General features: G+C 73.3%; 20 protein-coding genes. 8 read left to right on the top strand and 12 right to left on the bottom strand.

Going from position 1 to position 24135, the window contains the following annotated elements:
• Positions 1–32: 32 nt before the first annotated feature.
• Positions 33–761 carry an SDR family NAD(P)-dependent oxidoreductase gene (locus tag ABGB18_RS03965; RefSeq protein ID WP_347693926.1) on the bottom strand — a complete coding sequence of 243 codons (729 nt, stop codon included), beginning with the start codon at positions 759–761 and terminating at the stop codon, positions 33–35.
• Positions 762–892: 131 nt separating this feature from the next.
• Here ABGB18_RS03965 and ABGB18_RS03960 point away from each other — a divergent pair, with 131 nt between their 5' ends.
• From ABGB18_RS03960 to ABGB18_RS03945, 4 genes are all read left to right on the top strand, one after another.
• Positions 893–1168, top strand: coding sequence for a glycerophosphodiester phosphodiesterase family protein (locus tag ABGB18_RS03960; protein WP_347693925.1), 276 nt, complete (start codon positions 893–895; stop codon positions 1166–1168).
• 70 nt (positions 1169–1238) lie between these two features.
• Entirely contained in the window at positions 1239–2642 is a 1404-nt protein-coding gene (locus ABGB18_RS03955; RefSeq protein ID WP_347693924.1) for a tetratricopeptide repeat protein, read from the top strand.
• A gap of 50 nt (positions 2643–2692) precedes the next feature.
• Positions 2693–3259 (top strand): TetR/AcrR family transcriptional regulator, encoded by a 567-nt coding sequence (locus tag ABGB18_RS03950; RefSeq protein WP_347693923.1) that lies wholly within the window; start codon positions 2693–2695, stop codon positions 3257–3259.
• A 3-nt stretch (positions 3260–3262) separates the two neighbouring features.
• Positions 3263–3655: a tautomerase family protein gene (locus tag ABGB18_RS03945; protein WP_347693922.1), complete on the top strand. Its 393-nt coding sequence runs from the start codon at positions 3263–3265 to the stop codon at positions 3653–3655.
• Here the strand turns inward: ABGB18_RS03945 and ABGB18_RS03940 are convergent.
• Entirely contained in the window at positions 3652–4110 is a 459-nt protein-coding gene (locus ABGB18_RS03940; RefSeq protein WP_347693921.1) for an SRPBCC family protein, read from the bottom strand. The genes ABGB18_RS03945 and ABGB18_RS03940 overlap by 4 nt on opposite strands.
• Positions 4111–4259: 149 nt before the next feature.
• On the opposite strand from ABGB18_RS03940, the gene ABGB18_RS03935 reads away from it, so the two are divergent.
• Positions 4260–5093 carry a PIG-L family deacetylase gene (locus ABGB18_RS03935; RefSeq protein WP_347693920.1) on the top strand — a complete coding sequence of 278 codons (834 nt, stop codon included), beginning with the start codon at positions 4260–4262 and terminating at the stop codon, positions 5091–5093.
• Positions 5094–5184: 91 nt separating this feature from the next.
• On the opposite strand, the gene ABGB18_RS03930 is transcribed toward ABGB18_RS03935, so the two are convergent.
• On the bottom strand, positions 5185–6150 hold the full coding sequence (locus tag ABGB18_RS03930; protein ID WP_347693919.1) for a helix-turn-helix domain-containing protein: 966 nt from the start codon (positions 6148–6150) through the stop codon (positions 5185–5187).
• A 133-nt stretch (positions 6151–6283) separates the two neighbouring features.
• Here ABGB18_RS03930 and ABGB18_RS03925 point away from each other — a divergent pair, with 133 nt between their 5' ends.
• On the top strand, positions 6284–9727 hold the full coding sequence (locus tag ABGB18_RS03925) for a S8 family serine peptidase (RefSeq protein WP_347693918.1): 3444 nt from the start codon (positions 6284–6286) through the stop codon (positions 9725–9727).
• 162 nt (positions 9728–9889) lie between these two features.
• On the opposite strand, the gene ABGB18_RS03920 is transcribed toward ABGB18_RS03925, so the two are convergent.
• The 4 genes from ABGB18_RS03920 to ABGB18_RS03905 form a co-directional block, all read right to left on the bottom strand.
• Positions 9890–10912 carry a LacI family DNA-binding transcriptional regulator gene (locus tag ABGB18_RS03920; protein ID WP_347693917.1) on the bottom strand — a complete coding sequence of 341 codons (1023 nt, stop codon included), beginning with the start codon at positions 10910–10912 and terminating at the stop codon, positions 9890–9892.
• Between the two features lie 168 nt (positions 10913–11080).
• On the bottom strand, positions 11081–11908 hold the full coding sequence (locus ABGB18_RS03915) for an ATP-binding cassette domain-containing protein (RefSeq protein WP_347693916.1): 828 nt from the start codon (positions 11906–11908) through the stop codon (positions 11081–11083).
• Positions 11905–12867, bottom strand: a complete 963-nt coding sequence (locus ABGB18_RS03910; RefSeq protein ID WP_347693915.1) for an ABC transporter permease — start codon at positions 12865–12867, stop codon at positions 11905–11907. The genes ABGB18_RS03915 and ABGB18_RS03910 overlap by 4 nt, the downstream gene beginning before the upstream one ends.
• A gap of 14 nt (positions 12868–12881) precedes the next feature.
• Positions 12882–13880 (bottom strand): sugar ABC transporter substrate-binding protein, encoded by a 999-nt coding sequence (locus ABGB18_RS03905; protein WP_347693914.1) that lies wholly within the window; start codon positions 13878–13880, stop codon positions 12882–12884.
• A gap of 152 nt (positions 13881–14032) precedes the next feature.
• Here ABGB18_RS03905 and ABGB18_RS03900 point away from each other — a divergent pair, with 152 nt between their 5' ends.
• Complete coding sequence (locus tag ABGB18_RS03900) at positions 14033–15007, top strand: carbohydrate kinase (protein WP_347693912.1); 975 nt, start codon at positions 14033–14035, stop codon at positions 15005–15007.
• A 74-nt stretch (positions 15008–15081) separates the two neighbouring features.
• On the opposite strand, the gene ABGB18_RS03895 is transcribed toward ABGB18_RS03900, so the two are convergent.
• From ABGB18_RS03895 to ABGB18_RS03880, 4 genes are read right to left on the bottom strand one after another with little or no spacing between them, the layout of a single operon-like run.
• Positions 15082–16260, bottom strand: coding sequence for a TIGR02679 family protein (locus ABGB18_RS03895; protein ID WP_347693911.1), 1179 nt, complete (start codon positions 16258–16260; stop codon positions 15082–15084).
• Positions 16257–20330, bottom strand: coding sequence for a TIGR02680 family protein (locus ABGB18_RS03890; protein ID WP_347693910.1), 4074 nt, complete (start codon positions 20328–20330; stop codon positions 16257–16259). The genes ABGB18_RS03895 and ABGB18_RS03890 overlap by 4 nt, the downstream gene beginning before the upstream one ends.
• Complete coding sequence (locus ABGB18_RS03885) at positions 20330–21544, bottom strand: TIGR02678 family protein (protein WP_347693909.1); 1215 nt, start codon at positions 21542–21544, stop codon at positions 20330–20332. Before ABGB18_RS03885 ends, ABGB18_RS03890 begins: the two co-directional genes overlap by 1 nt.
• The gene (locus ABGB18_RS03880) at positions 21541–23082 is read right to left on the bottom strand and encodes a TIGR02677 family protein (protein WP_347693908.1); all 1542 of its coding nucleotides are present in this window, start codon (positions 23080–23082) and stop codon (positions 21541–21543) included. Before ABGB18_RS03880 ends, ABGB18_RS03885 begins: the two co-directional genes overlap by 4 nt.
• A gap of 125 nt (positions 23083–23207) precedes the next feature.
• On the opposite strand from ABGB18_RS03880, the gene ABGB18_RS03875 reads away from it, so the two are divergent.
• Positions 23208–23627, top strand: a complete 420-nt coding sequence (locus ABGB18_RS03875; RefSeq protein ID WP_347693907.1) for an SRPBCC family protein — start codon at positions 23208–23210, stop codon at positions 23625–23627.
• 5 nt (positions 23628–23632) lie between these two features.
• On the opposite strand, the gene ABGB18_RS03870 is transcribed toward ABGB18_RS03875, so the two are convergent.
• Positions 23633–24130 (bottom strand): NUDIX hydrolase, encoded by a 498-nt coding sequence (locus ABGB18_RS03870; protein WP_347693906.1) that lies wholly within the window; start codon positions 24128–24130, stop codon positions 23633–23635.
• Positions 24131–24135 lie beyond the last annotated feature (5 nt).

Raw genomic sequence — 24135 nt, 5'->3', positions numbered from 1 at the left:
CGGGCCGCGGGCTCACGGCGTCGGGGCGGTCGTCAGCGTGGGTAGGCGCCGCCGTCCACGCTCATCACCTGGCTGGTGACGAAACCGTTGCCCAGGACGGCCATCGCCAGGTCGGCCACCTCCTCGGGCCGCCCGTACCGCCCCACCGGCAGGTCGCCCGGGTCGGCCGTGGCGGGCAGCATGCCGGTGTCCTCGATGAACGCGGGTGCCAGGGCGTTCACGGTCACGCCGCGCCGGGCCACCCGCGCGGCCAGGAAGTGGACCAGGGCGTGCAGCCCGGCCTTGGAGGCCGCGTAGTGCGGGCCGACGACGCCGCCGGTGAAGCCCGCGACCGACGACATGAACAGCACCCGCCCGAACCCCCGCTCCGCCATCCCCGGCAGCGCCCGCTGGGCCAGCAGAAAGGGCGCCCGCAGGTTGACGGCCATCGTCCGCTCCCACGTGGCGGGGTCCACGTCGGTGTAGTCCCGCTGGACGGCGTAGCCGGCGTTGGCGATCAGCAGGTCGACCGGGCCGAGCGTCTCGGCCGTGGCGCCCAGCAGGGCGGTCGGCACCTGGGGATCGGCCAGGTCGCCCGGGAACGCGACCGCCTCCACGCCCGCGGCCCGCGACTCGGAAACCAGCTCGTCGGCCTGGCGGGCGCGGGAGCCGTACGTGAAGGCCGTTCGCACCCCTGCGGCGATGAGCCGGTGCCCGAGCGCCCGCCCGATGCCGCCGGACGCGCCGGTCAGCAGGGCCACGCGGCCATTGAGATCGGTCATGTCCCCCAATCTTCCACGGGACGGTGCCGATCATCCGCACCGGGACCCTGTGTCCGCCTGTCGCTGGAGGAGCCGCTGCTGGAGGTGCTGGACCGGCATCGCGTGCGCAAGGCGTACATCCAGTCCTTCGATTGCCCCAGGACGCCTCCGGCCGGACCACGCAGCCCACGACGCTGGTCTCCGACGCCCACCGCAGGCGGCTCGACGTGCACGTCTGGACGGTACGCAACGAGAACTCCCGGCTCCCCGCCGACTACCGGCTGGGCGACCCGGCGAGCCCGGCCTACCCGCGGGCGACCGGTGACGTGATGGGCTGGCTGTCGCGGCTCATCGACCTCGGCATCGACGGCGCGTTCTGTGACGACCCGTCCATGGGCCGGGCCGTGGTGGCCCGCCGCTCGCTCTGAGCACGGCCCTTTCCCTTCACGCACGGCGGCGGCCCCTATTTCCCACCGGGCCGGTGGGTACATTGGTCCGGTGACCACCGACCAGCACGGCCTGGCGATGACCGGGGCCGGCACCGCCGCCGCACAGCACTACGACCGGGCGATCGACGAGCTGCTGCACTTCCGGGTGGAGGTCGCCGCCGAGACGAAGGCGGCGCTGGCCGAGTCGCCCGGTTTCACGATGGCCAACGTCCTGTCGGCGTATCTGGGGCTGCTGACCACCGAGGCGGAGGACGCCCGCAAGGCGCGGGCGCGGTTCGGGGCCTACCGCCGCGCAACCGACGGGGCGGCCCTGCTCCCCCGCGAGCGCGCGCACGTCGCGGCCGTCCAGGCCCTGCTCGACGGCGACTTCCTGACGTGCGGGGCACTGCTCGGCGAGATCACCGTGGAGCATCCGCGTGACGCGCTGGCGCTGGCCGTCGGCCACCAGATCGACTTCTTCACCGGCGACGCGCGCTCGCTGCGCGACCGGATCGGCGGCGCGCTGTCCGCCTGGCGGGAGGACGACCGGCACTTCGGCCACCTGCTCGGCATGTACGCCTTCGGCCTGGAGGAGGCCGGGCACTACGACCGCTCCGAGGAGGTGGGGCTGCGCGCGGTGGAGCTCAACCCGCGTGACGTGTGGGGCATCCACGCGGTGGTGCACACCTACGAGATGCAGGGGCGCTTCGGCGACGGCCTGCGCTACCTCGACGCGCGGACGCGGGACTGGTCCACGGGCACCTTCTTCAACATCCACAACTGGTGGCACTACAGCCTGTACGCCCTGGAGTCCGGCGACGTGCCGCGGGCACTGGCGATCTACGACTCGGTGCTGGCCGGCGGGCGGTCCTGCATGGAGCTGCTCGACGCCGCCGCCCTGCTCTGGCGGCTCCACCTGGAGGGCTCCGGCCAGCCGGAACGCTGGCTCGCCCTGGCCGAGGCGTGGCCGCCGCTGGTGGCCGAGCCGTTCTACGCGTTCAACGACATGCACGCGGTCATGTCGTACGTGGGCGCGGGGCGGGTCGCGGACGCGGAGAAGCTGATCGCGGCGCGGGAGGCATACGTGCTGGAGCCGCGCCCGGGGGTCACGAACCTGGACATGACACTCCAGATCGGGCTGCCGGTGTGCCGTGCCGTCGTGGCCTTCGGCCGGGGCGACCACGCGTCGGTGCTGGATCTGCTCCTTCCGATCAGGCACCGGATCAACGAGTTCGGCGGCAGCCACGCGCAGCGGGACGCGGTCCAGCGGACCCTCCTGGAGGCCGCCCTGCGGGCGGGGCGGCTGGACGTGGCCAGGATGCTGGTGAGCGAGCGGATCAACATACGGCCGTGCAGCCCGTACAACTGGCTCAAGCAGGCGGCCCTGGCCGACCTGCTCGGCGAGCACGGCGCGGCGGCCGCGGCCCGCGTCCGCGCGGACGACCTGGCCCGCGCCGGCGGTCGGGCCACGTAGGAGCCGGGCCCACGACATCCGGGCCGCTCTGTACCTACTAGTATGTAGGCATGGACACGAGGGAACGGCTCATCGAGAGCACCCGCGAGCTGCTGTGGGAACGCGGCTACGTGGGCACGAGCCCCAAGGCCATCCAGCAGCGGTCGGGCGCGGGCCAAGGCAGTATGTACCACCACTTCTCCGGCAAACCCGACCTGGCGCTGGCCGCGATCACCCGCAGCGCGGAGGAGCTGAGGGAAAGGGCCGAGGCCGCTTTCACCGGACCCGGCAGCGTGGTCCAGCGGGTGACCGCCTACCTGCGCCGCGAGCGGGACGCGCTGAAGGGCTGCCCGGTGGGCCGCCTCACCCAGGACCCCGACGTCATGGCCGACCCGGTGCTGCGCAAGCCGGTCGAGGAGACGTTCGCCTGGCTCGCCGGCCGGCTGGCCGGGCTGCTCGCACAGGGCCGCGAGGACGGCGAGCTGGACACCGCGCTCGACCCCGCCGCCACGGCCGCCGCGCTGGTCGCCGTGGTGCAGGGCGGCTACGTGCTGGCCCGCGCCACCGGCCGGTCCGACGCGTACGCCACGGCCGTCGACGGCGCCCTCGGCCTGCTGACCCACTCGAAAGGAAGATGAACCATGCCCTTCGTCCGCATCGACACGCTCCGGAGCGACGCCGGACGCCTCGACGCGCTCGGCCGCGCCGTGCACGACGCCCTCGTGGAGACCGTCGGCGTCCCGGCCGACGACTACTTCCAGGTCGTGACCGGCCACGACGGCACCACCGGCACCCTGCGGTACGGCACCTTCCCCGACATGGCCCGCGACGACGGCGTGGTGTTCGTCGCGATCACCATGCGCTCAGGCCGCACGCCCGCCCAGAAGCAGGCCATGTACCGGCGCATCGCCGACCTCGCCCACGAGTACGCGGGCACGGAGCCACGCAACGTGCTCATCAGCGTGACCGAGAACGAGTCGATCGACTGGTCCTTCGGCAACGGGGTGGCCCAGTATGTGGCCTCCCCCCTCTAGTCCGACCCGACCAGCTTGGCGAGGTTGTCCAGGGCCATCCGGGTGCCGGTCTCGTTGTCGGCGGCGGGCACGACGTCGGGGATCCCCTCGTGCAGAATGCTCACCTCGGTGCCCCCGTCCATCTCGCTCAGCGTCGTCGTCATCGTCATCTCGCCGCGCAGCGCCGGATCCCCCGTCTCGAACTCGAACACCTCGACCACCCGCTCGCCCGGCACAAGCCGGACAAAGCGCCCGTGGTAGGTGTCGGTGTGCGCCGCCGACTTGCCGGTTTCGGTCGGTACGTCGTAGGTGAGCGACACCCGGAACGCACCGCCTTCACGGGCGTCGAACTCATGCACATGGGAGCTCATACCCTCCGGCGCCCGCCACCGGGCGATCGCGTCCGCGTCGACGAGCGCCCGATAGACGGCCTGCGGCGGCGCGCTGATACGCCGGGAAACCTCCGTCGAATACACGTTCCCACCTTACGGCCTTCCCGCGCCCGGCCACAGGGACCGACGGCAACCGCCCGCGCAGGGGACTTTCGGGATTGCCGGGAATCCGCCCGGCAGACGAGCAGGTGGCGGTCCCGCGATTGTCGGGGGTGGGGGCTAGGGTTCGAGCCATGGAACGCCAACTGACTTTGATGGTCGTGCACGCCCACCCTGACGACGAGTGCCTGAGCACGGGCGGCATTCTCGCTCGTTACACCGACGAGGGCATCCGCACGGTTCTGGTCACCTGCACCAACGGCGAGCAGGGGGACGGCCAGGACGGTGTCAAGCCGGGCGAGGCCGGACATGATCCCGAGGCCGTGGCCGAGCGGCGGCTGGGCGAGTTGCGGGAGTCGGTCGCGCACCTGGGCATCGACCATCTGGAATTGCTCGGTTATCGTGACTCCGGCATGGAGGGCTGGGACACCAACGCCCATCCCGACGCGTTCGCCAACGTGCCGGTCGAGGCGGCCGCGGCGCGGCTGGCGGCGCTGATGGAGCACTACCGGCCGCAGGTCGTGGTGACCTACGACGAGACGGGTGGCAGTGGCTACAACCACCCGGATCACGTGCAGACCCACCGCGTCACGGTGGCGGCCACCGAGCTGACCGACATTCCCGACAAGCTCTACTACACGGCCATCCCCCGGGCCGCGATCAAGCGGATGTTCGAGCTGATGCGCGACAGCGGGCTCGACCTCGGCGACTTCCAGCCCTCCGACGACTTCGGCACCCCCGATGAGCGGATCACCAGCGTCGTCGACATCAGCCCCTACGTCGAGCGCAAGCTCAAGGCCCTCAAGGCGCACGAGAGCCAGGGAGAGAACATCTTCCTCCTGCGCATGCCGGAGGAGGCGCAGCAGCAGGCGTTCTCCCACGAAGCCTTCGAGCGCAAGCTGAGCAAGGTGGGCGCCCCCGCCCACGAGGAGGACCTGTTCGCGGGCCTGCGCAACAGCGACGGCTAGCTTCCGGCCCCTCCCCCGCCGCCGTAAGACCCGCTCTGCTTCCCCCTCAGGAAACCACCACCTATTACCTGAGAGGGAAGCGGAAAATCCGTCAGATCCAGCCGCGGCGGGTCGCCTCCATGGCGACCTGGAAGCGGGTCTGGGCACCCAGCCGGCGCATCAGCTTCGTGAGGTGGCGTTGCACCGTGCGCTCGCTCCACCCCAGGGCCCGGCTGGCGGCCTTGTCCGTCGCGCCCGACGCCAGCAACGTCAGCAGCCGCTCCTCATCCTCCGACAGCTCCCCGCCCGGAGCGGTCAGCCGCACCGGGACGCTGCGCTCCCACAACGCCTCGAACAACGCCACCAGCGCGTCCAGCAGAGGCGACGGATGGATCAGGTACGACGCCGTGACCACGCTGTCGCCCGCCCGCAGCAGCGGGATGATGGCCAGCCGGTCGTCGGAGATGGCCAGCTTCATCGGCAGGTTCGCGGCGATCCTGGCCTGCTCCCCATGCTGCATGCCGGCCGTGACGTCCTCCAGCCAGCCCGGCAGCTCCAGCACGCTGGTGTCGTAGATGACGCGGTACTTCACGCCGCGCCGCAGGAGGTTGAGCTCGATCGGGTTGGACTCGGCGTGCTGCCGCGGAGCCGCGTACGGCGGGCGGTCGAAGCCGCGCATCTGCGCCCGCGTGTCCTGCTGCATCTGCACCCACCGGTGGTTGACCTCGTCCCGGCCCGAGACCACCTCGATCAGCTCGCCGGGGTGGGCGAAGCGGGTGTTGGCGCGGTAGACGTCCATCAGCGCCCGGATGTGCGCACGCACGCCGTCCAGCTCGCGTTCGCGCTCCCGCAGGATGGCCTCCAGGCTGCTGTCCGGCGAGACGGCGACGTAGCGGGTGGGCCGGCCGGTCGCGCGGGTGGCCAGGCCCAGCTCGACCAGCGACTGCAGGATCCGCCGGGCCGCCGAGGCCGGCAGGTGGCAGTCGTGCACGATCTCCGCCACCGTCGCCTGGGTCCGGCTGACCAGGGCGTCGTAGACCTCCTCGTCCTGGTGGCCGAGCCCGATCGCCTCCAGCACCGCGCCCTCCTCGTGTCGGGTTTACGTCACATGACCGAAACTCGTCATCAACTTAGCTTGTCAGCAAAGATCGGATGATGTCAGCGTTCATACGCACCAATGGCCCATGAGGCCACAGGAACGAAGGAGCGTCATGCCGCTGTCCCCCCGCCGAACAACCCCCGGGCGAGGCCTGGTCACAGCCGCCTTATCCGCCGTCGTGCTGGTGTTCGGGACGTTCGCCGCGAGCCCCGCGACGGCCGCGCCCATCGCGCCCATCGCCTCGAACACCACCGCAGGCGGGGCCGCCGCGGAGCCGGAGCCGGCGCCGAAGATCGACCCCAAGCTGACCGCGAACCTGCGAGGCGGCGGCGTCGAGGCGGCCGTCGTGCTGCGCGGCGCGCCGCGCCTGCCGGCGCTGAAGTCCCGCGCCGAGGCACGGGCCGCGCTCTCGGCGAGTGTCAAGCCCGCGCAGGACCCGGTGGTCCAGCTCGTCGAGTCGCGCGGCGACCAGGTGCTCAACACGTTCTGGCTGAAGAACATGGTCCTGGTACGCGCCACGCCCGCCACCCTGAAGGCCCTGGCCGAGCTGGACGTGGTCGAGCGGATCATCCCCAACTTCACCCTGACCGCCCCCGAGCCCCAGCGCGGCCCGGAGGCCGGGAAGGCGGCCGAGCAGACCGCCTGGGGCGTACGGAAGATCGGCGCCGACAAGGTGCAGAGCTCCGGAATCACCGGCACGGGCGTGCGGGTGGCCGTGCTCGACACGGGCATCGACCTCACCCACCCCGATCTGAAGGGCAAGCTCGTCTCCGATGACGCGGCGGACGCCCGGCACCCGGGCGGCTGGATCGAGTTCGACGCCGACGGCAAGCCGGTGGCCTCCGAGCCGCACGACAGCGCCTACCACGGCACGCACGTGGCGGGCACGATCGCGGGCGGGAACGCCTCCGGCACGCAGATCGGTGTCGCGCCCGGCGCCGAGCTGATGGCCGGGCTGGTCATCCCGGGCGGCTCGGGAACGCTCGCGCAGGTCATCGCCGGCATGCAGTGGGCGGTCGCGCCGTTCGCCGCCGACGGCAGCCCGGCGGGCGAGCCGGCCGACGTGGTGAGCATGTCGCTGGGCGGCGAGGGCTACTCCGGCGAGCTGATCGAGCCCGCCAGGAACATCTACCTGGCCGGCGCGTTCCCCTCCTTCGCCATCGGCAACGACTGCGCGGCCGGGTCGTCGGCCAGCCCGGGCAACGTGTACGAGGCCGTGGCCGTGGGCGCGACCGACGCCGACGACACCGTGCCGGACTTCTCCTGCGGCGGCGTCGTCACGCGTACCGACTGGATCGACGCGCCGGCGGAATGGCCGGACTCGTACGTCGTACCGGATGTGGCGGCGCCCGGCGTGGACGTGCTGTCCTCGATGCCCGGCGGCGAGTACGCGCTGCTGAGCGGCACCTCGATGGCCACCCCGCACGTGTCCGGCACGGTCGCCCTCATGCTGCAGGCCCGCCCGGACCTGACGGTGGACGGCGCGCTGGAGATCCTGCAGGGCACGTCGTTCTCCGACGACCGCTACGGCCCGCGCCCGAACCCGCGGATCGGCCGGGGCCGTATCGACGCGGCCGCCGCGGTCGCGGAGGCGGCGCTGGAGAGCGGCGTGCGCGGCACCGTCACCGACGAGCGCACCCGCCGCCCGCTGGCCGGCGTGACGGTCGCCCGCCCGGACGGCCGCAAGGCGGTGACGGACGCCGCCGGGCGCTTCGAGCTGCGGCTGGCCCCGGGCAGGTACGAGCTGACGCTGTCCAGGTTCGGCTATGAGACGCGCTCGGAGAGCGTACGCGTCCAGGCCGATCGGTTCTCCGGCGCACGCGTCGAGCTGGACCGGACCCGCTGGGGCACGATCTCGGGCCGGGTGGTGTACGAGCCGACCGGCTCGACGGTGCCCGGCGCCAGGGTCTCGGTGCTCGGCGTGCCCGACCCGCTGGCCGCGACGACCGACGGCAACGGCCGGTACACCATCAAGGACGTGCCCTACGGCGACTACGAGGTCTCCGCGAACGCGCCCGGGGTGTCACGGTCGGAGCCGGTAGCGGTGGCGGTGGGCAGGCGGAAGGGCGAGGCGGACGTGAGCCTGCCGCGGGCGCCGGACACCGACCGGGTGTCGCTGGGCACCGACGGGCGGCAGGGCAACCACGAGGCGTGGTGGCCGGAGCTGAGCGGCGACGGCACCGTGGTGGTGTTCGCCAGCCCCGCCTCGAACCTCGGCGACGACGACACCAACGGTGAGCTGGACATCTTCGCCACCGACCTGCGTACCCGGGTGACCGAGCGGGTCTCGGTGCCCTCCGGCGGCGGTCTGTCCGACTCGTTCTCGGTGTCGCCGACGATCAGCCGGGACGGGCGCCTGGCCGGGTTCGGCAGCGGGGCCACCAACCTGGTGCCCGGCGACACCAACGGCCAGACCGACGCCTTCGTGCACGACCGGCGGACCGGGAAGACGGAGATGATCTCGGTGTCGTCCGAGGGCGTCATGGGTGACGGGCTGTCCGGTGCGCCGCGGTTCAGCGCGGACGGCCGGTACGCGATCTTCAACAGCGACGCGACCAACCTGGTGCCCGGCGACACGAACGACAAGACCGACGCCTTCCTGCGCGACCGGCAGGCGGGCACGACCGAGCGCGTCTCCGTCGGCCCGGACGGCGCCCAGCTCGACGGGTACTCGCGGGAGGCGACGATCAGCGCCGACGGCCGGTACGTGGCCTTCCAGAGCAGCGCCGCCACACTGGCCCCCGGGGACGCGAACGGCGACGGCAACGACGTCTTCGTCCTGGACCGGCAGACCGGCACGGTCAGGCGGATCACCGGGCCGCACCCGGACACCGAGAGCACCGGGCCGGTGATCAGCGCGAACGGGACCGCGGTGGCCTTCACCAACGGCGTGGGCCTCGGCCAGCTCTACGTCCAGGACCTGACGACCGGCAAGACCGACCTCGTCTCGGCGGCGCTGAACGGCGGCGGCTCCACGGGCATGTCATTCGCCCCCTCGCTCAGCGCCGACGGCCGTACGGTCGCCTTCTACGGCGACGGTGGCGACATCGTCAGCGGCGACGCCAACGGGCGCAACGACGTGTTCGTGCGCGACGTCGCGGCCGGGACCACCGAGCGCGTCTCCACCGCGCCGCGCGGAGCCGAGGGCGACGGCTGGGCGGACCTGCCGTCGATCAGCGAGGACGGGCGGTACGTGGTCTTCGAGAGCGACTCGGGGAACCTGGTCGAGGGCGACACCAACAGGCGCTTCGACGTGTTCGTGCACGACCGGGTGGCCGGCCCCGAGGCGCTGTTCACGGTGAGCGACCTGGAGGTCACACCACCCGTCTCGCGCTCCGGGCGGGTCCGGGTGCGGGCCTCGGTGAAGAACGTGGGCGAGCTGGCGGGCGAGTACGACGCGGTGCTGCGGATCAACGGTGAGGAGGAACAGCACACGAGCGTCTCGTTGCGCAACGGGCGGAGCACGCGGATCTCGTTCGACGTGCGGCGCGCCGAGCCCGGCACGTACGGGGTGACGCTCGGGCCGCTCGCGGGCCAGTTCACCGTCGGACACTGACCACCCGAAGCCCAGGAACCACCCGGCCTGAGGGGAGCCCCTCCAACCGGGCGACCCCCAGCAAGGGGGCCGCCCAGCCGGGCCACCTCCACCAAGGGGCGCCCTCCAGCCGGGCGACCCCGCTCAAGGGGAGCCGCCCAGCGTAGGCGGCTCCCCGCTCGTTCACCGAGCCGGCGGCGGCAGCTCGCCCGAGCCCCGGACCAGCAGCCGGGTCGGCACCAGCGACCGGCGGGCCCCGGACCGGTCGCCGTCCAGCCGCGACAGCACCAGCTCCGCCGCCGCCGTCCCCATCCCCGCCGGATCCTGGGCCACCACCGTCAGCGGCGGATCGAGCACCTCGGCCAGCGGCAGGTCGTCGAACCCGACGAGCGCCACGTCCCGCCGCCCCGCCCGCGACAGCGCCAGCACCGCGCCCATCGACGCGAGGTTGTTGGCCGCGAACAGCGCCGTCGGCGGATCGGCCAGCGCCAGCAGCCGCAGGGTGGCGCCGGCCGCGGCCTCCTGGTCGTGACCGGCCTCCACCAGCGCGCGCTCGAACGGCAGCCCCGCCCGGCCGAGGGCGTCGCGGTAGCCCTGGAGCCGTTCGCGGCGGGTGTAGAGGGTGGCGGGCAGGTCGCCGACGAACCCGATCCTGCGGTGGCCGTACGCGATCAGGTGGGCGACACCGGCCCGGGCGCCCTCCCGGTTGGCGCTGACCACGCTGTCGGCCCGCAGCCCGACGGCCGGCCGGTCGAGGAAGACGATCGGCAGGCCCGCCACCCGCTCGGCGCGCAGGTGGCGGTGGTCGCCGGCGGCCGAGGGAACGATCATGAGCGCGCTCACCCGGCGGGCCAGGAACGTGGCGATCAGCGACTGCTCCAGCTCGGCCGTCTCGCTGGAGGAGCCCACGATGAGGGTGAGGCCATGGGCGCGGACGGCACTCTCGATGCCGCCCGCGACCATGCCGAAGAACGGGTTGCCCATCTCGGGGATGACCAGCCCGACGGCGGCGTCCCGGGCGCCGACCCGCATGTTGCGGGCCATCAGGTTCGGCTGGTAGCCCAGTTTGCGGACCGCCGCCATGACGCGTTCGCGGGTCTCCACCGCGACCGGTCCGTCGTCGTTGAGCACCCGCGAGACGGTCTTCGCCGTGACCCCCACCTCGCGGGCCACATCGGTCATCGTGGGACGCCGCATCGCGCTCATCGAATCCTCTTGAGCGTCGAGGCGCCCGGGGAGCAGGCGCTTGACCCACGCGGCGATGACCGACCCCGTCGGGCCGCGGCGCATAACCGTTTGAGCGGTCCCCCGTCCCCCGCCCTGACCGGGACGGCGGCCGGAAGCTCCGGCTTCAGCCGTGGACAGGAAGACACGCTAGTGACCCGTCAGGCCGATCGCCTTCGCCGCGCCCTGGTCCGCCACCACGGCCCTGCCCTCCGACACCTGGAGGGCGCCGGTCATGATGGCCACCACCTCCGCCATGCTGTGCTCGCCGGGGACGATCTCGGCGACCCTGCGGCCGAGGCGCTGGACGTGGACGCGGTCGGCGATCTCGAACACGTGCGGCATGTTGTGGCTGATCAGCACCACCGGAGTGCCCCGGTCACGGACCCGCCTGATCATGTCGAGCACCTGGCCGGACTCCTTGACCCCGAGCGCCGCCGTGGGCTCGTCCATGACGACGACGTGCGTCGCCCAGGCCACCGCCCTGGCCACGGCCACGCCCTGGCGCTGCCCGCCCGACAACGACTCGACCGGCTGGGTGAGCGAGCGCAGCCCGATCTTGAGCTCGGCCATGTGCCGCGCCGACTCCTCGCGCATGCGCTTCTTGTCCAGCATCCGGAAGACCCGGCCGAGCACGCCCGGCTTGCGCACCTCCCTGCCCAGGAACATGTTGGTCGCGATGTCCAGCGAGGCCGCGACCGCCAGGTCCTGGTAGACGGTCTCGATGCCGTGCCGGCGGGCGTCCAGCGGGTCGCGGAAGCGCACCGGCTCGCCGTCGAGCCGGATCTCGCCCGCGTCGGGCTGGAGCGCGCCGGTCAGCGCCTTGATCAGGCTCGTCTTGCCCGCGCCGTTGTCGCCGATGACCGCGAGCACCTCGCCGGGCCGCAGGTCGAAGTCGGCGCCGTCGAGCGCGGTCACGTGACCGTACCGCTTGACCAGGCCGCGGGCCTGGAGGACCGGGGTCTCGGGGCTCGTCATCGGTTCCTCCTGCGGGAGAGCTGGTCGACGGCGACGGCGAGGATCACCAGGATGCCGGTGATGAGCGTCTGGTAGATCGACGGTACGCCCATGAGCTGCAGGCCGTTGCGGAACACCCCCACGATGAGCGCCCCGATCAGGGTGCCGAGCACCATCCCGCGGCCGCCGAACAGGCTGGTCCCGCCGAGCACGACCGCGGTGATGCTGTCCAGGTTGTCGGTCTGGCCGGCCTGCGGGTCCCCCACGCCGGTACGGGAGACGAGCAGCAGGGCGGCGATGCCGTACACGAAGCCGGCCAGCGTGTAGATGCCGACGGTCAGGCGGCGCGTCCTGATGCCGGTCAGGCGGGCCACCTCGGGGCTGTTGCCGAGCGCGTACACGTGGCGGCCCCACGCGGTGGACCCCAGCAGGTACGCGAACAGCAGGAACAGCAGGATCGTCAGCAGCGAGCCGTAGGTGACGTTCGTCTGGCCGAGCCGGAACGTCTGCCCGAGGACCGTCAGCGGCGCGGGCAGGTCCGTGACCGTCTGCTCGCCGGAGTAGATGTGGGTCAGCGCGAAGACCACGTTCAGCATGCCGAGCGTCACGATGAACGGCGGCAGCGAGATCCGCGTCACCAGCAGCCCGTTGACCAGCCCGAACGCGGCGCACACGGCGAGCCCGGCGGCGATGGCGAGCAGCGCGGGCAGGCCGCCGTCCACGGCCAGCTTGGTCATCACGATGCCGCCGAACGCCATGATCGCGCCGTTGGCCAGGTCGATGCCCGCGGTGAGGATGATGAGCGTCTGCCCGATGGCCAGCGTGCCGACCACCATGACCTGCTGGATGATCAGGGAGAAGTTGGGCCCGGTGAAGAACTGGCCGGTGTTCAGCCCGAAGAACAGGCAGGCCAGCAGGAGCGCGGCCAGCGGACCGGCCACGGGGGTGCTGATCAGGCGGCGCGGCAGCGTCGCTTCCATCACGGTCACGCTGCTCAGCCCCAGCAGTTGGCCAGGCCGAAGGCGGTGTCCTGGGCCTGGACGCCGGCGACCGCCTTGTCGGTGATCAGGGTGACGCCGGTGTCGGTGTAGCCGCTGGCCTTCTGCCCGTTCCTGGCGAACGCGGCCACGGCCTTGACGCCGTCTTCGGCCATCTTGAGCGGGTACTGCTGGCTGGTGGCGGCGATCTGCCCCGACCGCACGGCCTTGGTGCCGGTGCAGCCGCCGTCCACGGACACGATCAGCACGTCCTTCTCGCGGCCCTTGGCCTTCAGCGCCGTGTACGCGCCCAGCGCGGCGGGCTCGTTGATGGTGTAGACGAGGTTGATGTCGGGGACCTTCTGCAGGCAGTTCTCCATGGCGGTCTGGCCCTTGGCCTGGTCGCCCCGGGTGTCCTGGGAGCAGACGACGGACGGGTCTCCCGACTGGATCCCGAATCCCTTGAGGAAGCCGTCGTGCCTGAGCTGCCCCACCGTGATGCCGGGCGCCAGGTCGAGCGTGGCGATCTTGGCGGGTTTGCCGGCCATGGCGGCCTTGGCGTACTGGCCGATGAGTTCGCCCGCCTTGAAGTTGTCGGTCGCGAACAGCGCGTCGGTGGCCTCCTGCGGCTGGGTGGGGGTGTCGAGCGCGATGACCAGGACGCCGGCGTCGCGGGCCTTCTTGATGGCCGGGACGATGGCCTTGGTGTCGCTCGGGGTGATGAGCAGGCCCTTCACGCCGGCGGCGACCATGTTCTCGATGGCCGTCACCTGGGAGGCGTTGTCGCCGTCGAACTTGCCGGCCGCGCTCATCAGCTCCATGCCGCCGGCCTCGGCGGCCTTCTCGGCGCCTTCCTTCATCTTGACGAAGAACGGGTTGGTCTCGGTCTTGGTGATCAGTCCGACCTTGGGCTTGGCGGCGGCGCCCTGGCCGCCGCCGCCGTTGCCGCCGCAACCCGCGGCACCGGTGACGATCAGGGTGGTGGTGAGGAGGCCGGCCGAAAGCTTTGTCTTCATGGGCGGTGTCCCATCAGCGCGAGTCCTCGATGTCATCGTTGACATATGTCAACGTTGACATCAGCCGTGCTGCGATGATGGGCTCCGATTCCGGGTGCGTCAATGCCTCCGTGCCGTAAACGAATCGGCAAAACACCGGAAAGGCAGGTTCGATGATCGCTGTCCTGGGCGAGTGCGTCGCCGACGGCTTCACCGAGCGGCACCCCGGCCCGAGCCGCGACGGGGCGGCGGGGCTGGAGTTGCGGGTGCTGCCCGGCGGCGGGCCGGCGAACACGGCGGTGGCGCTGGCCCGGCTGGGCACGCCCACCCGCTTCCTGGGCCGCGTCTCCGGCGACGTGTTCGGCGCGCTGTTCCGCGACCACCTCACCGCCTCGGGCGTGGACCTGACGGCCTCCGTCACGGCCGGCGAGCCCAGCACGCTGGCCGTGGCCGCGCTCGACGCCCGGGGCCAGGCCGAGTACACCTTCTACGCCGAGGGCACCGCCGACTGGCAGTGGACCCCGCAGGAGCTGGACCCGGGGCGGCTCGGCCCGGTCTCCTGCCTGCACACCGGCTCGCTGGCACTGGTCAGGCCGCCGGGGCGGGCGGCGGTGGAGCGGTTCGCCCGGTCCGCCGCCGGGCACGCCACGATCTCGGTCGACCCCAATGTCCGCCCCAGCCTCGCCGCCGCCGACGACTACCAGGTGGCCCGGTGGTGCGAGTGGGCCGACATCCTCCGGCTCAGCACCGATGACCTGGCGTTCCTGCTGCCCGGGGTGCCGATGGAGAGCGCCTGCGACACCTGGCACGCCGCCGGCGCCCGCCTGGTCGTCATCACCAGGGGCGCGGACGGCGCGCTGGTGTCCCTGGACGGCGAGCGGGACACCGTGCGGGCGCCGGAGGCCGAGGTCGTGGACACGGTCGGCGCGGGTGACGCGTTCACGGCGGGCCTGCTGCACGACCTCGGCTCGAAGGGCCTCCTCGGCGGGCGACTGGACGGGCTGGACCTCGCGACGGCGGTGGCGGCGGCGGAGTTCGCCGCCGAGGTGGCGGCGCTGACCTGCGCCGTCCCGGGCGCCGACCCGCCCTGGGCCGGCGCGCTCAGGAACCGGCGGGCTCAGGCAGAGGCCCCCGGGTCCCAGCCGTAGGTGTCGGCGGCACGCCTGGGCGCGAGCCGGGCGCCCTCCGGGACCACCGAGGCGAACGAGCGTGACCTTCCCCGTCACGCCAGGTCGTCGAGCAGCCGCTCCGCGACCAGTTCCTCCGGGACTGCCAGCCCGCGTGATCGCATGGCCGGACCGAGCTCCGGATCCCACGGCGCGTCGCTCACCCGCCCCGCCTCCGGCCCGCGGGTGGCGGCTCGTTCGCCGAGGGCGCGCAGGTAGTCGGCGGCGGACATGCGCCACGGCTCGGCGCCTGTCTTGGCCATCGTGTAGGCGGCGATCCGCAGGCCCTCCCCGTCGAAGTCCCCGTGGTAGCGCAGCCGGGTGCCGGGCAGCGAGCGGAGCAGGCGGATCGCGGCGCTGTTCGGCCAGCCGGAGGTGCACACCACGGGCGGGCAGGCGGCGGCGTACCGCTGCCAGGCGAGCGCCAGCATGGTCGGGTTCTCCACCACCCAGACGTCGGGCTCGGGCAGGCGCAGCTCTGTCACCTCCTGGAGTTGCGCGAGCGTGATCACGCTCGGCCGGCCGTCCCAGACGCGCAGCACCCGGGCCAGCGCCGCGTCCCCCGCCGGTCGTAATCCGGCGGTCAGCACGGTCGTGGACAGGGCGTCACAGGCCACCCCCGCCCGCTCCCACAGAGCCCGGCGCGCCTGCGCCCCCTCCGGGGCGGGCACGTCGTAGAGCACCGACAGGGCCTTCATGACCAGCGACGACAGCCGGGTGCCGTCGTCGAGGGCGTGCGGGTCGCCGGTGACGCCTGCCGCCAGCGCCGCCAGCGGGCGTCCTGCGGCGGGCAGCGCGGCGAGCACCGCCAGAGCCTGCCCGAGCAGGTCGCGCCCCGCCCGCGCGGCGGACAGCGCCAGCAGCGCGGGCTCGGCCACGACCACCGGGTGGGAGGCGAACCAGTCGGCCAGCTCCTGGCGCTCGACCTGCCGCTCCGCCCGTCTGCGCCGACGGTCGTCGAGCGGCCCGGCGATCTGCTCGGTGGCGGTACGCACGTCGAGCCCGCCGAGTGCCCTTTCGAGCCGGGCCACGTCGAGCGTGACCGCCGGCCCGGGGTAACGGTCGAGCCCGAGCAGGTCGGCGACCGCGGCCTGCTCCTCGGCCCCCAGGCCGCTCACCCGGACCCGGCTGACCTGGCGTCCCGAGGACAGCCGCTCATGCAGCGCCCGCCACACCGGCCGTAGACCCGCCGCCCGCAACCGCTCGGGAACCCGCGGCGGCTCTGGTGCGGTCATTCGGCCGGGACCGTTCGGTAGCCGTTCCACACGAACCGCGCCGTCGTCACCGCGTCGTCCCCGTCGCCCGTGATGAGCTGGTGGATCGCGATCCCGTCCAGCTCCCGATATTCGCACCATTCGTGGTCCGACGTCAGCACGAGATCCAGCCCCAGGTTCACCAGCAGGTCGAACACCTGCCCCCGGTTGGTCTTGTCCACCCCCACGAACACCTCGTCCAGCAGGATGAACCGCGGGCACCCCGGATCGGTCTGGTAGTGCGCGGCCACGGCGGCGAACAGGGGCAGGTGCAGCGCGATCGCCTTCTCCCCGCCCGACAGCGCCCCGTGCAGCTTCCTGGTGAGGTCCTGCCACCCCTGCCCGTCCCCCCGGTCCAGCTTGACCGTGAACCGGTGCCAGGCCGTGTAGTCGAGCACCTTCATGAGCTGGTCCTCCCAGCTCGCGGAGGAGTTGTCGGCGCGGGCCTCCTCCACCCGGTCCCGGAAGAAGACGTACAGGGCCTCCTTGTCCTCGGCGCTCAGCCCGGCCGGGTCGCGCAGTAGCAGGTCGCGGGCCGCGCGGGTGCCCGGCGACTGGGCGGCGTCCACCTGCCACACCAGCCGCACCGCCACCCGGGAGGCGGTGCGGACCCGTTCGAGCCGCTGGTTCATGCCTTCCACCAGCGCCGTCGCCTGCCTGATCCGGTCGGCCAGATGCCGCCGCGTGTCCCCCGCCAAGGTCCGGTCGAACAGGTCCCGCTCCGCCTCCGTGATGTCCGAACGCCGGTCGTCGCACTCTTTCCGCAGCGCCGCGCTGAGCGCCGCCGCCCCCGCCCGAACGCCGTTGACGGTGGCGGTCAGCACCTGCACGTCCTCCTCGGGCGCCAGCTCCAGGTCCGCCCGGTCGGCCAGGATCTCCCTGGCGTGGTGGAAGGCGTCCTGCAGCCGCGCCTCGGCCTCCCTGACGTTCTTGTGCTCGTACGGCACCGCCGACAGCCGCTCGGCGACGGCCCTGGCCGACTCCAGCACGGCCCGCACCCCGGCGCCGGCGGGGAGCCCCACGGTGACCCGGGCGTCGACCGGCAGGTGCCCGGCCGCCAGGCGGCGGAACCGGTCGGACACCTCGTCGCGCACCCGCCCCGCCTCCGCGTGCCGGTCCTCGGCGATGCCGAGCTCGCCCTTGAGCCGGCCGAGCCGGGCGTTGAGCCGGGCCAGGCCGTCGTTGACCGACTTGATCAGGCGGCGGCAGGTCTGGTAGGAGGTCTGGACCTGCTGAAGTTGTTCGAGGACGCGCAGGTGCTCGACGCCGACCGTGGACTCGACGGCGGCCAGCTTCTCGGCGAGCACGACGGCGGCGGACGCGGCCTCCTCGGCGCGTTCGACGCCCGAGACGGCGAGCTCCTGGTATTCGCGGGCGGTCTCGGCGGCGTGCCCGGCGCGCTCCGCGGCGGCCCGGGTGTCGGCGCGGCGGTCGTGCCAGACGGTGCCGGTCGTCTCGGCGGTGCGCAGCGCCTCCTCCAGGTTGTCCAGGGCGGCGTGCGCGGTGGGCAGGGCGTGGGTGGCCGCGAGCTCGGTGAGCCGCCGCAGCGACCGGCCGACCTCCTGCTCCCGCTCGTGCAGCCGCTGCTCGCACACGCTGAGCTGGTCTTCGAGCAGGGCCACCCGCTTCACCGCGGTGTCGAGCGCCCGCATCGCGTCGGCGTACGGCTTCCTGTCGGGCCTGCGCCGCAGCTCGGCGGCCAGCGTGTCGCGGTCGCCCGCGACGCCGGCGAGCAGGTGGTCGCACTCGGCGATGCGGCCCGCCAGCTCGCCGAGCTGGTCGTCCAGCTCGGCGATGCGGCGCCGCCTGGCGCGTTCGCGGGCGGTGGCGCCGATGTAGGAGGGCTCGGGCTTGACCCAGCGGCCCGCGGCGGGGCCGAGCCGCCAGGTGCCGTCGGCGCCGACGGCCGCGGGGTGGTCGACGCCGATCGCGGAGGGCGCGAAGGCGATCCCGGAGAGCACCGCCTCGGCGTCGACCGGCGAGTCCGCCTCCGTGAACAGCACGTGGGCCAGGCTGTAGCCGGGCGCGGGCCTGGCCAGCGCGGCCACGGCGAACGCGTCGTGCTCGCCCGGGTCGAACCCGCCGTCCGGGCGCAGCCACAGGTCCAGCAGCCCGGCGGCTTCGAGCGCGGCCTCCACCCCGGCCTGGGCGACGGGGTCGAGCCCGGACCTGAACCCCACCGCCCGCCACAGCGGAGCGCCCGGGCGGTCCTGCCTGGCCGCGGGGGCTCGGGTGTGCGGGGCGGGCGGTTCGAGCGGGGTCTGGTCGCCCAGTCCCTCGCGTTCGCCGGCCAGCTCGGCGCGCTCGGCCAGCAGGCGCTCGCGCAGTCCGGTCAGGTGCTGCTCCCGGGCGGCCAGCTCGACGGCGGCGGCCGTGCGGGCGTTGCCCACCAGCTCGTCGGCCTCCTCGAACCGGTCCACCGCACCCGCCAGCTCCTCCGGGTCGAACCGGAGCCGGACGCACCCGGCGGCCCACTCCGCCAGGGCCGCCGACAGGTTCTGGGCCTGCTCGTCCCTGATGCGCTCGGCCTGGTCGTGGACGGTCTGGGCGACGGCGAGGTCGTCGCGGGCGCGGTCGCGGTCCTGCTCGGCGGAGGTGCGGCGGTTGATCGCCTCGTCGTGCGCCACCGCCCCGGCCCTGACCTCCCGGATCTGGGCGGCGCGGCTGATGACGGCGGCCCGCAACAACTCCCGAGCCCGGTGCACACTCTCCCCGCTGTCACGCCCGCCCGCGTCCCTCCCGCTCTCGGCCGTGCCCGGGACCGGGTCCGGCTCGGCGGTGGCGCGCTCGCTCTCCTCGTGCACGCCGAGCAGCCCGGCGCGTTCGGCCGCCTGGCGGGCCTCGGTCCTGGCGCGGTCGGCGAGGCGCTCGGACGTGCGGGCTTCCGCGGCGGCGTGGGCGGACAGCTCCTGCTTGGCGGCGGCCGAGCGGGCCGCGATCCCGGCCTGGTCGCGCAGCCGGGCGGCCCCCTCGTGGGCGGCGGCGGCCTCGGTGCGGAGCCGGTGCAGCTCGCCGCCGGCCCGGTAGGCCTCGCTCTCCTTGAGCCCGTCGATCTGCGCGGCCAGGGCCAGCTCCCGAGCCTCCTCCTCGGCCAGCCGTACGGCGGCCGTCTCAAGCTCCTGGTCGGCCTCCTTGAGCGCCTCCCGCTTGGCCTTGGCCTCGGCGGCCAGCGAGTCCATGGCGTATCCGGCGGACGTCACGGCCGCGGCGGCGGCCCGCAGGACGCGTTGGGCGTAGCCGCGCTGCCGGTTGGCGAGCCGGTCGGCCTCCTCCACGTCGCGGTCGAGCAGGCGCAGCTCCTCGCGCTGCCGGTCGAGGCGTTCGAAACCCTCGGCGATCTCGTGGATCTCGCCTTCGCCGAGCGGCGGCAGGGCGCTGGACAGCAGGTCGGACAGCAGCCCGGGGTCGAGCCGCTCGGACAGCTTGGGGGTGCGGAGCTGGCGCAGGGCGGTCAGGAGCGAGTCGTAGCGCTGCTCATTGAGCGCCCGGTAGAGCGTCTGGCGTACGACGGTGCGGTAGGCCTCGGCCGACTCGTGCACCTTGCCGGACGTGCCGATCTCGTCGATGAGCTGGGCCTTGGTCAGCGGCTGGCCGCCGTCGCCGCTGAGCCGGATGCCGTCGGAGGTGTCCACGCGGCATTCGGTGGTGAAGTAGGCGGCCGTGACGCTCCTGGTGTGGATGGTGGCCTGGAGCCGGGCACCGCAGGTGAACCAGCGGCCGTCGGCGTGCCGGAACTCCAGCCACACGTATCCGACCCGGGTGGTGCCGGTGGCGCCGTCGCCCATCAGGTTCCAGTGCATGGTGCGCTCGGTGCCGCCGAACGTGGACAGCCTGCTGGGCTTGAGGCTGGCGTCGAGCACGAACGGCAGGAGCAGCTCCAGGACCTTGGACTTGCCGCTGCCGTTGGGGCCGCGCAGCAGCAGCCTGCCCCGGTGGAACTCGAACACCTCGTCGTAGTAGCGCCACACGTTCAGGATCCCCGCGCGTACGGGCGTCCAGCGCTGGTCCATCCCCTGGACGGCGCGGGTGAGGGACAGCTCGGTAACGGTCATCAATCCTCCTCGACTGCCGTGCCGCGCTCGACCCGGTAGCGGGCCGCGGCGGGCAGGGCGGCGACCTGGTCACCCGTGCGGCGGGCCAGCCCGAACAACGCGAGCACCTCCAGCGCGTCGGCCGCCAGCCGCGGCCCGCCGCCGTCCGATTGGTATGCCTTGGCCCACTGCGGGAACCGGCGCAGCAGCTCGGCCGCCTCGGCGTCGAGCCGGGCGGCGGTCACGGGCCCGGCGGAGACGAGCAGGTCGAGCAGGAGCAGCGCGGCCACCTTGGCGTGGCTGCCGTCGTCGGGGAACCTGGTGTCCGTGGCGGTGGCCTCGGCGTCGATGAGCAGGAACCCCTCGGCGCGCTCTTCGAGCACGAACCCGGCCTCCTCGGCGGCCCGCCGGATGATCTGGCGACCGGTGAGCGAGGCGGCGTAGGCGGCCTGGGCCGGGGTCAGCTCGTCACGGTAGACCACGGGCTCGTCCAGCAGGCGGCGGATGAGGGAGTGCCGGGCCCACAGGTTGCGCTGGGTCTCGGTCGGCTCGTCACCGCCGTAACGGGCCTCCACGGTGAGCGCGGCGAGCAGCCCGGGACCGGCCGGATCCGCCGGATCGGTCGCGGCGGCGAGCCGGGACGGGGGCACCGGGGCGGCGAGCAGGCGGATCACACGGGTGGTGTCCACCCGGTAGAGCACCTTGGCGTCCTCGTCGGCGAGGTAGGAGTCGGTGGCGCCGTCCATGGCGGTGACCGCGCCGTAATGTTCGAGCAGCTTGAGCGCGTCGACGAAGGCCGCCCGCTCGTCCGCCCGCACCGGGTCGAACCCGGGCACCCCGGCCTCCACCGCGGCCGCCTGGACCACGCGCCGGGCCAGCATGCCGATCGTGGTGACCGGCGAGGTGAGCAGCTCGGCCGCGCACAGGCACAACAACGTGTACCGGCGGCGGTCGAACGGAGCCCTGGTCGTGCGGCGGCGCCGGGCGGGCCGGGTGGCGACCGGCTCGGACCTGATCTTGACCAGCCGGGCGTAGCCCTGGCGCGGCTCCACCACCAGCCGCCAGCCACAGAAGTAGTCGAACCACTGCGTCAGCGGCTGCCGCCGTTTCCTGATCACGTCGAAGGCGGCGGGGTCGTCGTGCAGGGAGACGAGCGGCTGCCCGAGCAGGGTCCTGATCGCCCGCGCGATCTCCTCCTTCTCGGCCTTGACGAGCTGGTTGGCGAGACTGCTCATGCGCCCGCCGCCTCCTCGCGCGCGGTGCCGAGCATGCGCACGTCGATCAGGTAGTCGGGCCCCCGGAACCACCCCTCCGAGGTGCGCAGCACCGCCACCGCGCCGTCGTCGGGAGGCCTCAGCACGATCTCCACCCGCCCGTCCGAGGTGACGGCCCGGCGGAACCCGATCGTGTCGGGGCGCTCGGCCAGCGCCCGCCCGAGCAGGTCGAGCAGCCGCCCGAACGCCTCGTGATCGAGCTCGCCGAACTGCGACAGCCGCGTGGCCCCGGTGGTGGCCAGCGCCGCCCAGGCCGCCTCCAGCTCAGCGCGTTCCTTCTCGGCGCGGGCCCGGCGCTCGGCGCGCAGCGCCACCACGTCGCGGACCTTCCCCGTGCGTCCCATCCGCTCGGTGCGGCCCCGGGAGCGCAGCAGCGCCGACACCGCGACCGGCTCGGCCTCCGCCCACGGCACCCCGGCCGGGATGAGCTCGGCGTCGGCGTGCCCGAGATGCGCGTGCCGGGCGGGCCCGAGCCCGAAAGCGGCGTCCCACAGCCGGTGCGCGTCGTCCTCGCCGGGCGCGGTGGCGAACCACCGGGCCAGCGTACGGAAGTCGGCGGCGGCGCTGGAGGAGCGGCGGCGCGAGTCGGTGATCCGGTCGAGCACCTGCAGCAACGACACGATGGCACGCCGCGCCACGTCGTGCAGCTGCCGCACCCGCGGCACTCCTCCCTCCTCGGGGGCGAACCAGAGCAGCAACCCCTCCCAGCGGGCCGCCCGCGCGGCGAGCCAGGGGGTGGCGTGATCGGCGCCGGGCACCTTGGGCAGGTCGGCCCCGTCGAGCGCCCGCGCGTGCAGCACGCTCACCCCGTGCCCGGCCACCCCGCTCAGCGCGGCCGCGATGGTGTCGCCCCGCTGCTCCAGGTTGGTCACGAACTCCTGCAGATAGGCCACCGTGGCCGCCTTGACCTCGTGGAAGGTGGTCAGGTCGGTGCCCTCGACGCGCAGCAGCCGCTGCAGCTCGCCGTTGAACTGCTTGGTGTTGTTGCGCAGCCCGTCGAGATGCCCCTCCAGCTCCTGCAGGCTGGTGAAGATCCGCCGGTTGCGCCCGGGGTCGGGGTCGCGCAGCAGCCCCTCCAGCTCGCCCAGCCGGTCGGCGATCGCGTCGAGCACCGCGGTCTGCAGCGCCCCGGCCGAGGCCAGCATGCCCATCGCGTGCTGCACCCCGGCGAAGGCCGCCTCGCCCCGTTTGGTCAGCGAATATTGCAGGTTCTTCCGCTCGTACTCCTCGGCGGTGGCGAAGCTGCCGGCGTGGTTGAAGATCACGTCGAGCAGCTCCCACCCGACGAGCTGCTTGAGCGTGCCGGCCAGGTCCTGCTCGCCGACCGGCGCGTACCACCCGACCACGCGCAGCCGCTCGCGCACCTCCTCGACGGTCAGCGCCGTCTCCAGCCGCTCGTTGGCCTCACCGAAGGCATAGAGGACCGCGGTGTGCAGATCTGCCCGCTCGGTGGTGGTGAACCGGAACATCTCCGGCGGCACGCGCGGCAGCTCCGCCATCTCCTCGCTCCCCTCGCCCTACGACCTACGACAACCGCCACCGTAGCGGGAGACTCCGACGCTCCGGCTCCAGTTTGCGAGCAGATCACCCGGGTAGTGCGGGCAGCGGGAGATCGGGGGGTGTGATGGCGGAGTTCGAAGCGACGCGCGGAATGCCGGCGGACAGCACGATCGTGTACGGCATCGCATCCGATGTGGAGATCATGGACCGGTGGCTGCCGCAGGGCCTGTCGGTGCACGACAGCGGCCCGGGCACGCTCGAGGCCGGGGGCGAGCTGATCCCCGGAAGCGGGCGGCACGAGGGCCTGTTCCGTGCCTCGCCGGACCAGCTCCGGGTCGAGTGGGGCGGCCGGGACCACCCCGGTTACGCGGGCTGGCTGCAGGTGTCGGACGCGGCCGGCGGGACGAGCGAGGTGACGGTGCACATCTCTCTGCTCGACGAGCCCGACACGGGAGCGCGGGCGGACGAGGTGCGCGGCCTGCTCGACCGCTCCCTCGACCGACTGGCCGACGAGGTGTCCGCCCGATCCTCCGGCCCCGGGTGAGGCGGCTACCGGTGCCGGCCGTTCGTCCCCGCGATGGGAAGGGGCAGGCCGTGCTCCAGGTAGACCGTCTCCCCTGAGTCGCGGGCGCCGGCGGCGGCCTTCACCCGGCGGGCGAGCCGCTCGATCAGCAGCCCGTCCAACTCCTCGACGCGACGGAACTCGTACGCGCCGATCTCATGGTCGGCGAACCTGATCCGCCCGAGCGTCCCGGCGTCGAGGACGCCGCCGTCGAATACGAACAGCACCCTGTCCCCCCGCAGCGGGCGCGGCGCCCAGTCCACCACGAGCAACCGGCCGATGGGCGGCCGGATGCCCAGCTCCTCCTCCACCTCACGCACACACGCCTGGTGCGGCGTCTCCCCCGGCTCGACGAGCCCGCCCGGGATGTCCAGCTCGGGCTTGTAGGTGGGCCGGACGATCATCACCCGGCCGCGTTCGTCGGAGAACAGCGCCCCGGCGGCGGCGGCGGCCCGCGCGACCGGAATCCTCTCTTGATCGCTCACGCCCT

Origin of the sequence: Nonomuraea sp. B12E4 (assembly GCF_039871825.1) — a bacterium.
GTDB lineage: Bacteria > Actinomycetota > Actinomycetes > Streptosporangiales > Streptosporangiaceae > Nonomuraea.
This window is presented reverse-complemented; position numbering and strand designations above follow the sequence as displayed.

Bases quoted from the DNA above. Each gene is read 5' to 3' on its own strand.
- ABGB18_RS03880 (WP_347693908.1), bottom strand. From the start codon at position 23,082: ATGGCGGAGCTGCCGCGCGTGCCGCCGGAGATGTTCCGGTTCACCACC.
- ABGB18_RS03890 (WP_347693910.1), bottom strand. From the start codon at position 20,330: ATGACCGTTACCGAGCTGTCCCTCACCCGCGCCGTCCAGGGGATGGAC.
- ABGB18_RS03965 (WP_347693926.1), bottom strand. From the start codon at position 761: ATGACCGATCTCAATGGCCGCGTGGCCCTGCTGACCGGCGCGTCCGGC.
- ABGB18_RS03875 (WP_347693907.1), top strand. From the start codon at position 23,208: ATGGCGGAGTTCGAAGCGACGCGCGGAATGCCGGCGGACAGCACGATC.
- ABGB18_RS03915 (WP_347693916.1), bottom strand. From the start codon at position 11,908: ATGACGAGCCCCGAGACCCCGGTCCTCCAGGCCCGCGGCCTGGTCAAG.
- ABGB18_RS03910 (WP_347693915.1), bottom strand. From the start codon at position 12,867: ATGGAAGCGACGCTGCCGCGCCGCCTGATCAGCACCCCCGTGGCCGGT.
- ABGB18_RS03950 (WP_347693923.1), top strand. From the start codon at position 2,693: ATGGACACGAGGGAACGGCTCATCGAGAGCACCCGCGAGCTGCTGTGG.
- ABGB18_RS03935 (WP_347693920.1), top strand. From the start codon at position 4,260: ATGGAACGCCAACTGACTTTGATGGTCGTGCACGCCCACCCTGACGAC.
- ABGB18_RS03905 (WP_347693914.1), bottom strand. From the start codon at position 13,880: ATGAAGACAAAGCTTTCGGCCGGCCTCCTCACCACCACCCTGATCGTC.
- ABGB18_RS03945 (WP_347693922.1), top strand. From the start codon at position 3,263: ATGCCCTTCGTCCGCATCGACACGCTCCGGAGCGACGCCGGACGCCTC.
- ABGB18_RS03895 (WP_347693911.1), bottom strand. From the start codon at position 16,260: ATGACCGCACCAGAGCCGCCGCGGGTTCCCGAGCGGTTGCGGGCGGCG.
- ABGB18_RS03885 (WP_347693909.1), bottom strand. From the start codon at position 21,544: ATGAGCAGTCTCGCCAACCAGCTCGTCAAGGCCGAGAAGGAGGAGATC.
- ABGB18_RS03925 (WP_347693918.1), top strand. From the start codon at position 6,284: ATGCCGCTGTCCCCCCGCCGAACAACCCCCGGGCGAGGCCTGGTCACA.
- ABGB18_RS03900 (WP_347693912.1), top strand. From the start codon at position 14,033: ATGATCGCTGTCCTGGGCGAGTGCGTCGCCGACGGCTTCACCGAGCGG.
- ABGB18_RS03920 (WP_347693917.1), bottom strand. From the start codon at position 10,912: ATGAGCGCGATGCGGCGTCCCACGATGACCGATGTGGCCCGCGAGGTG.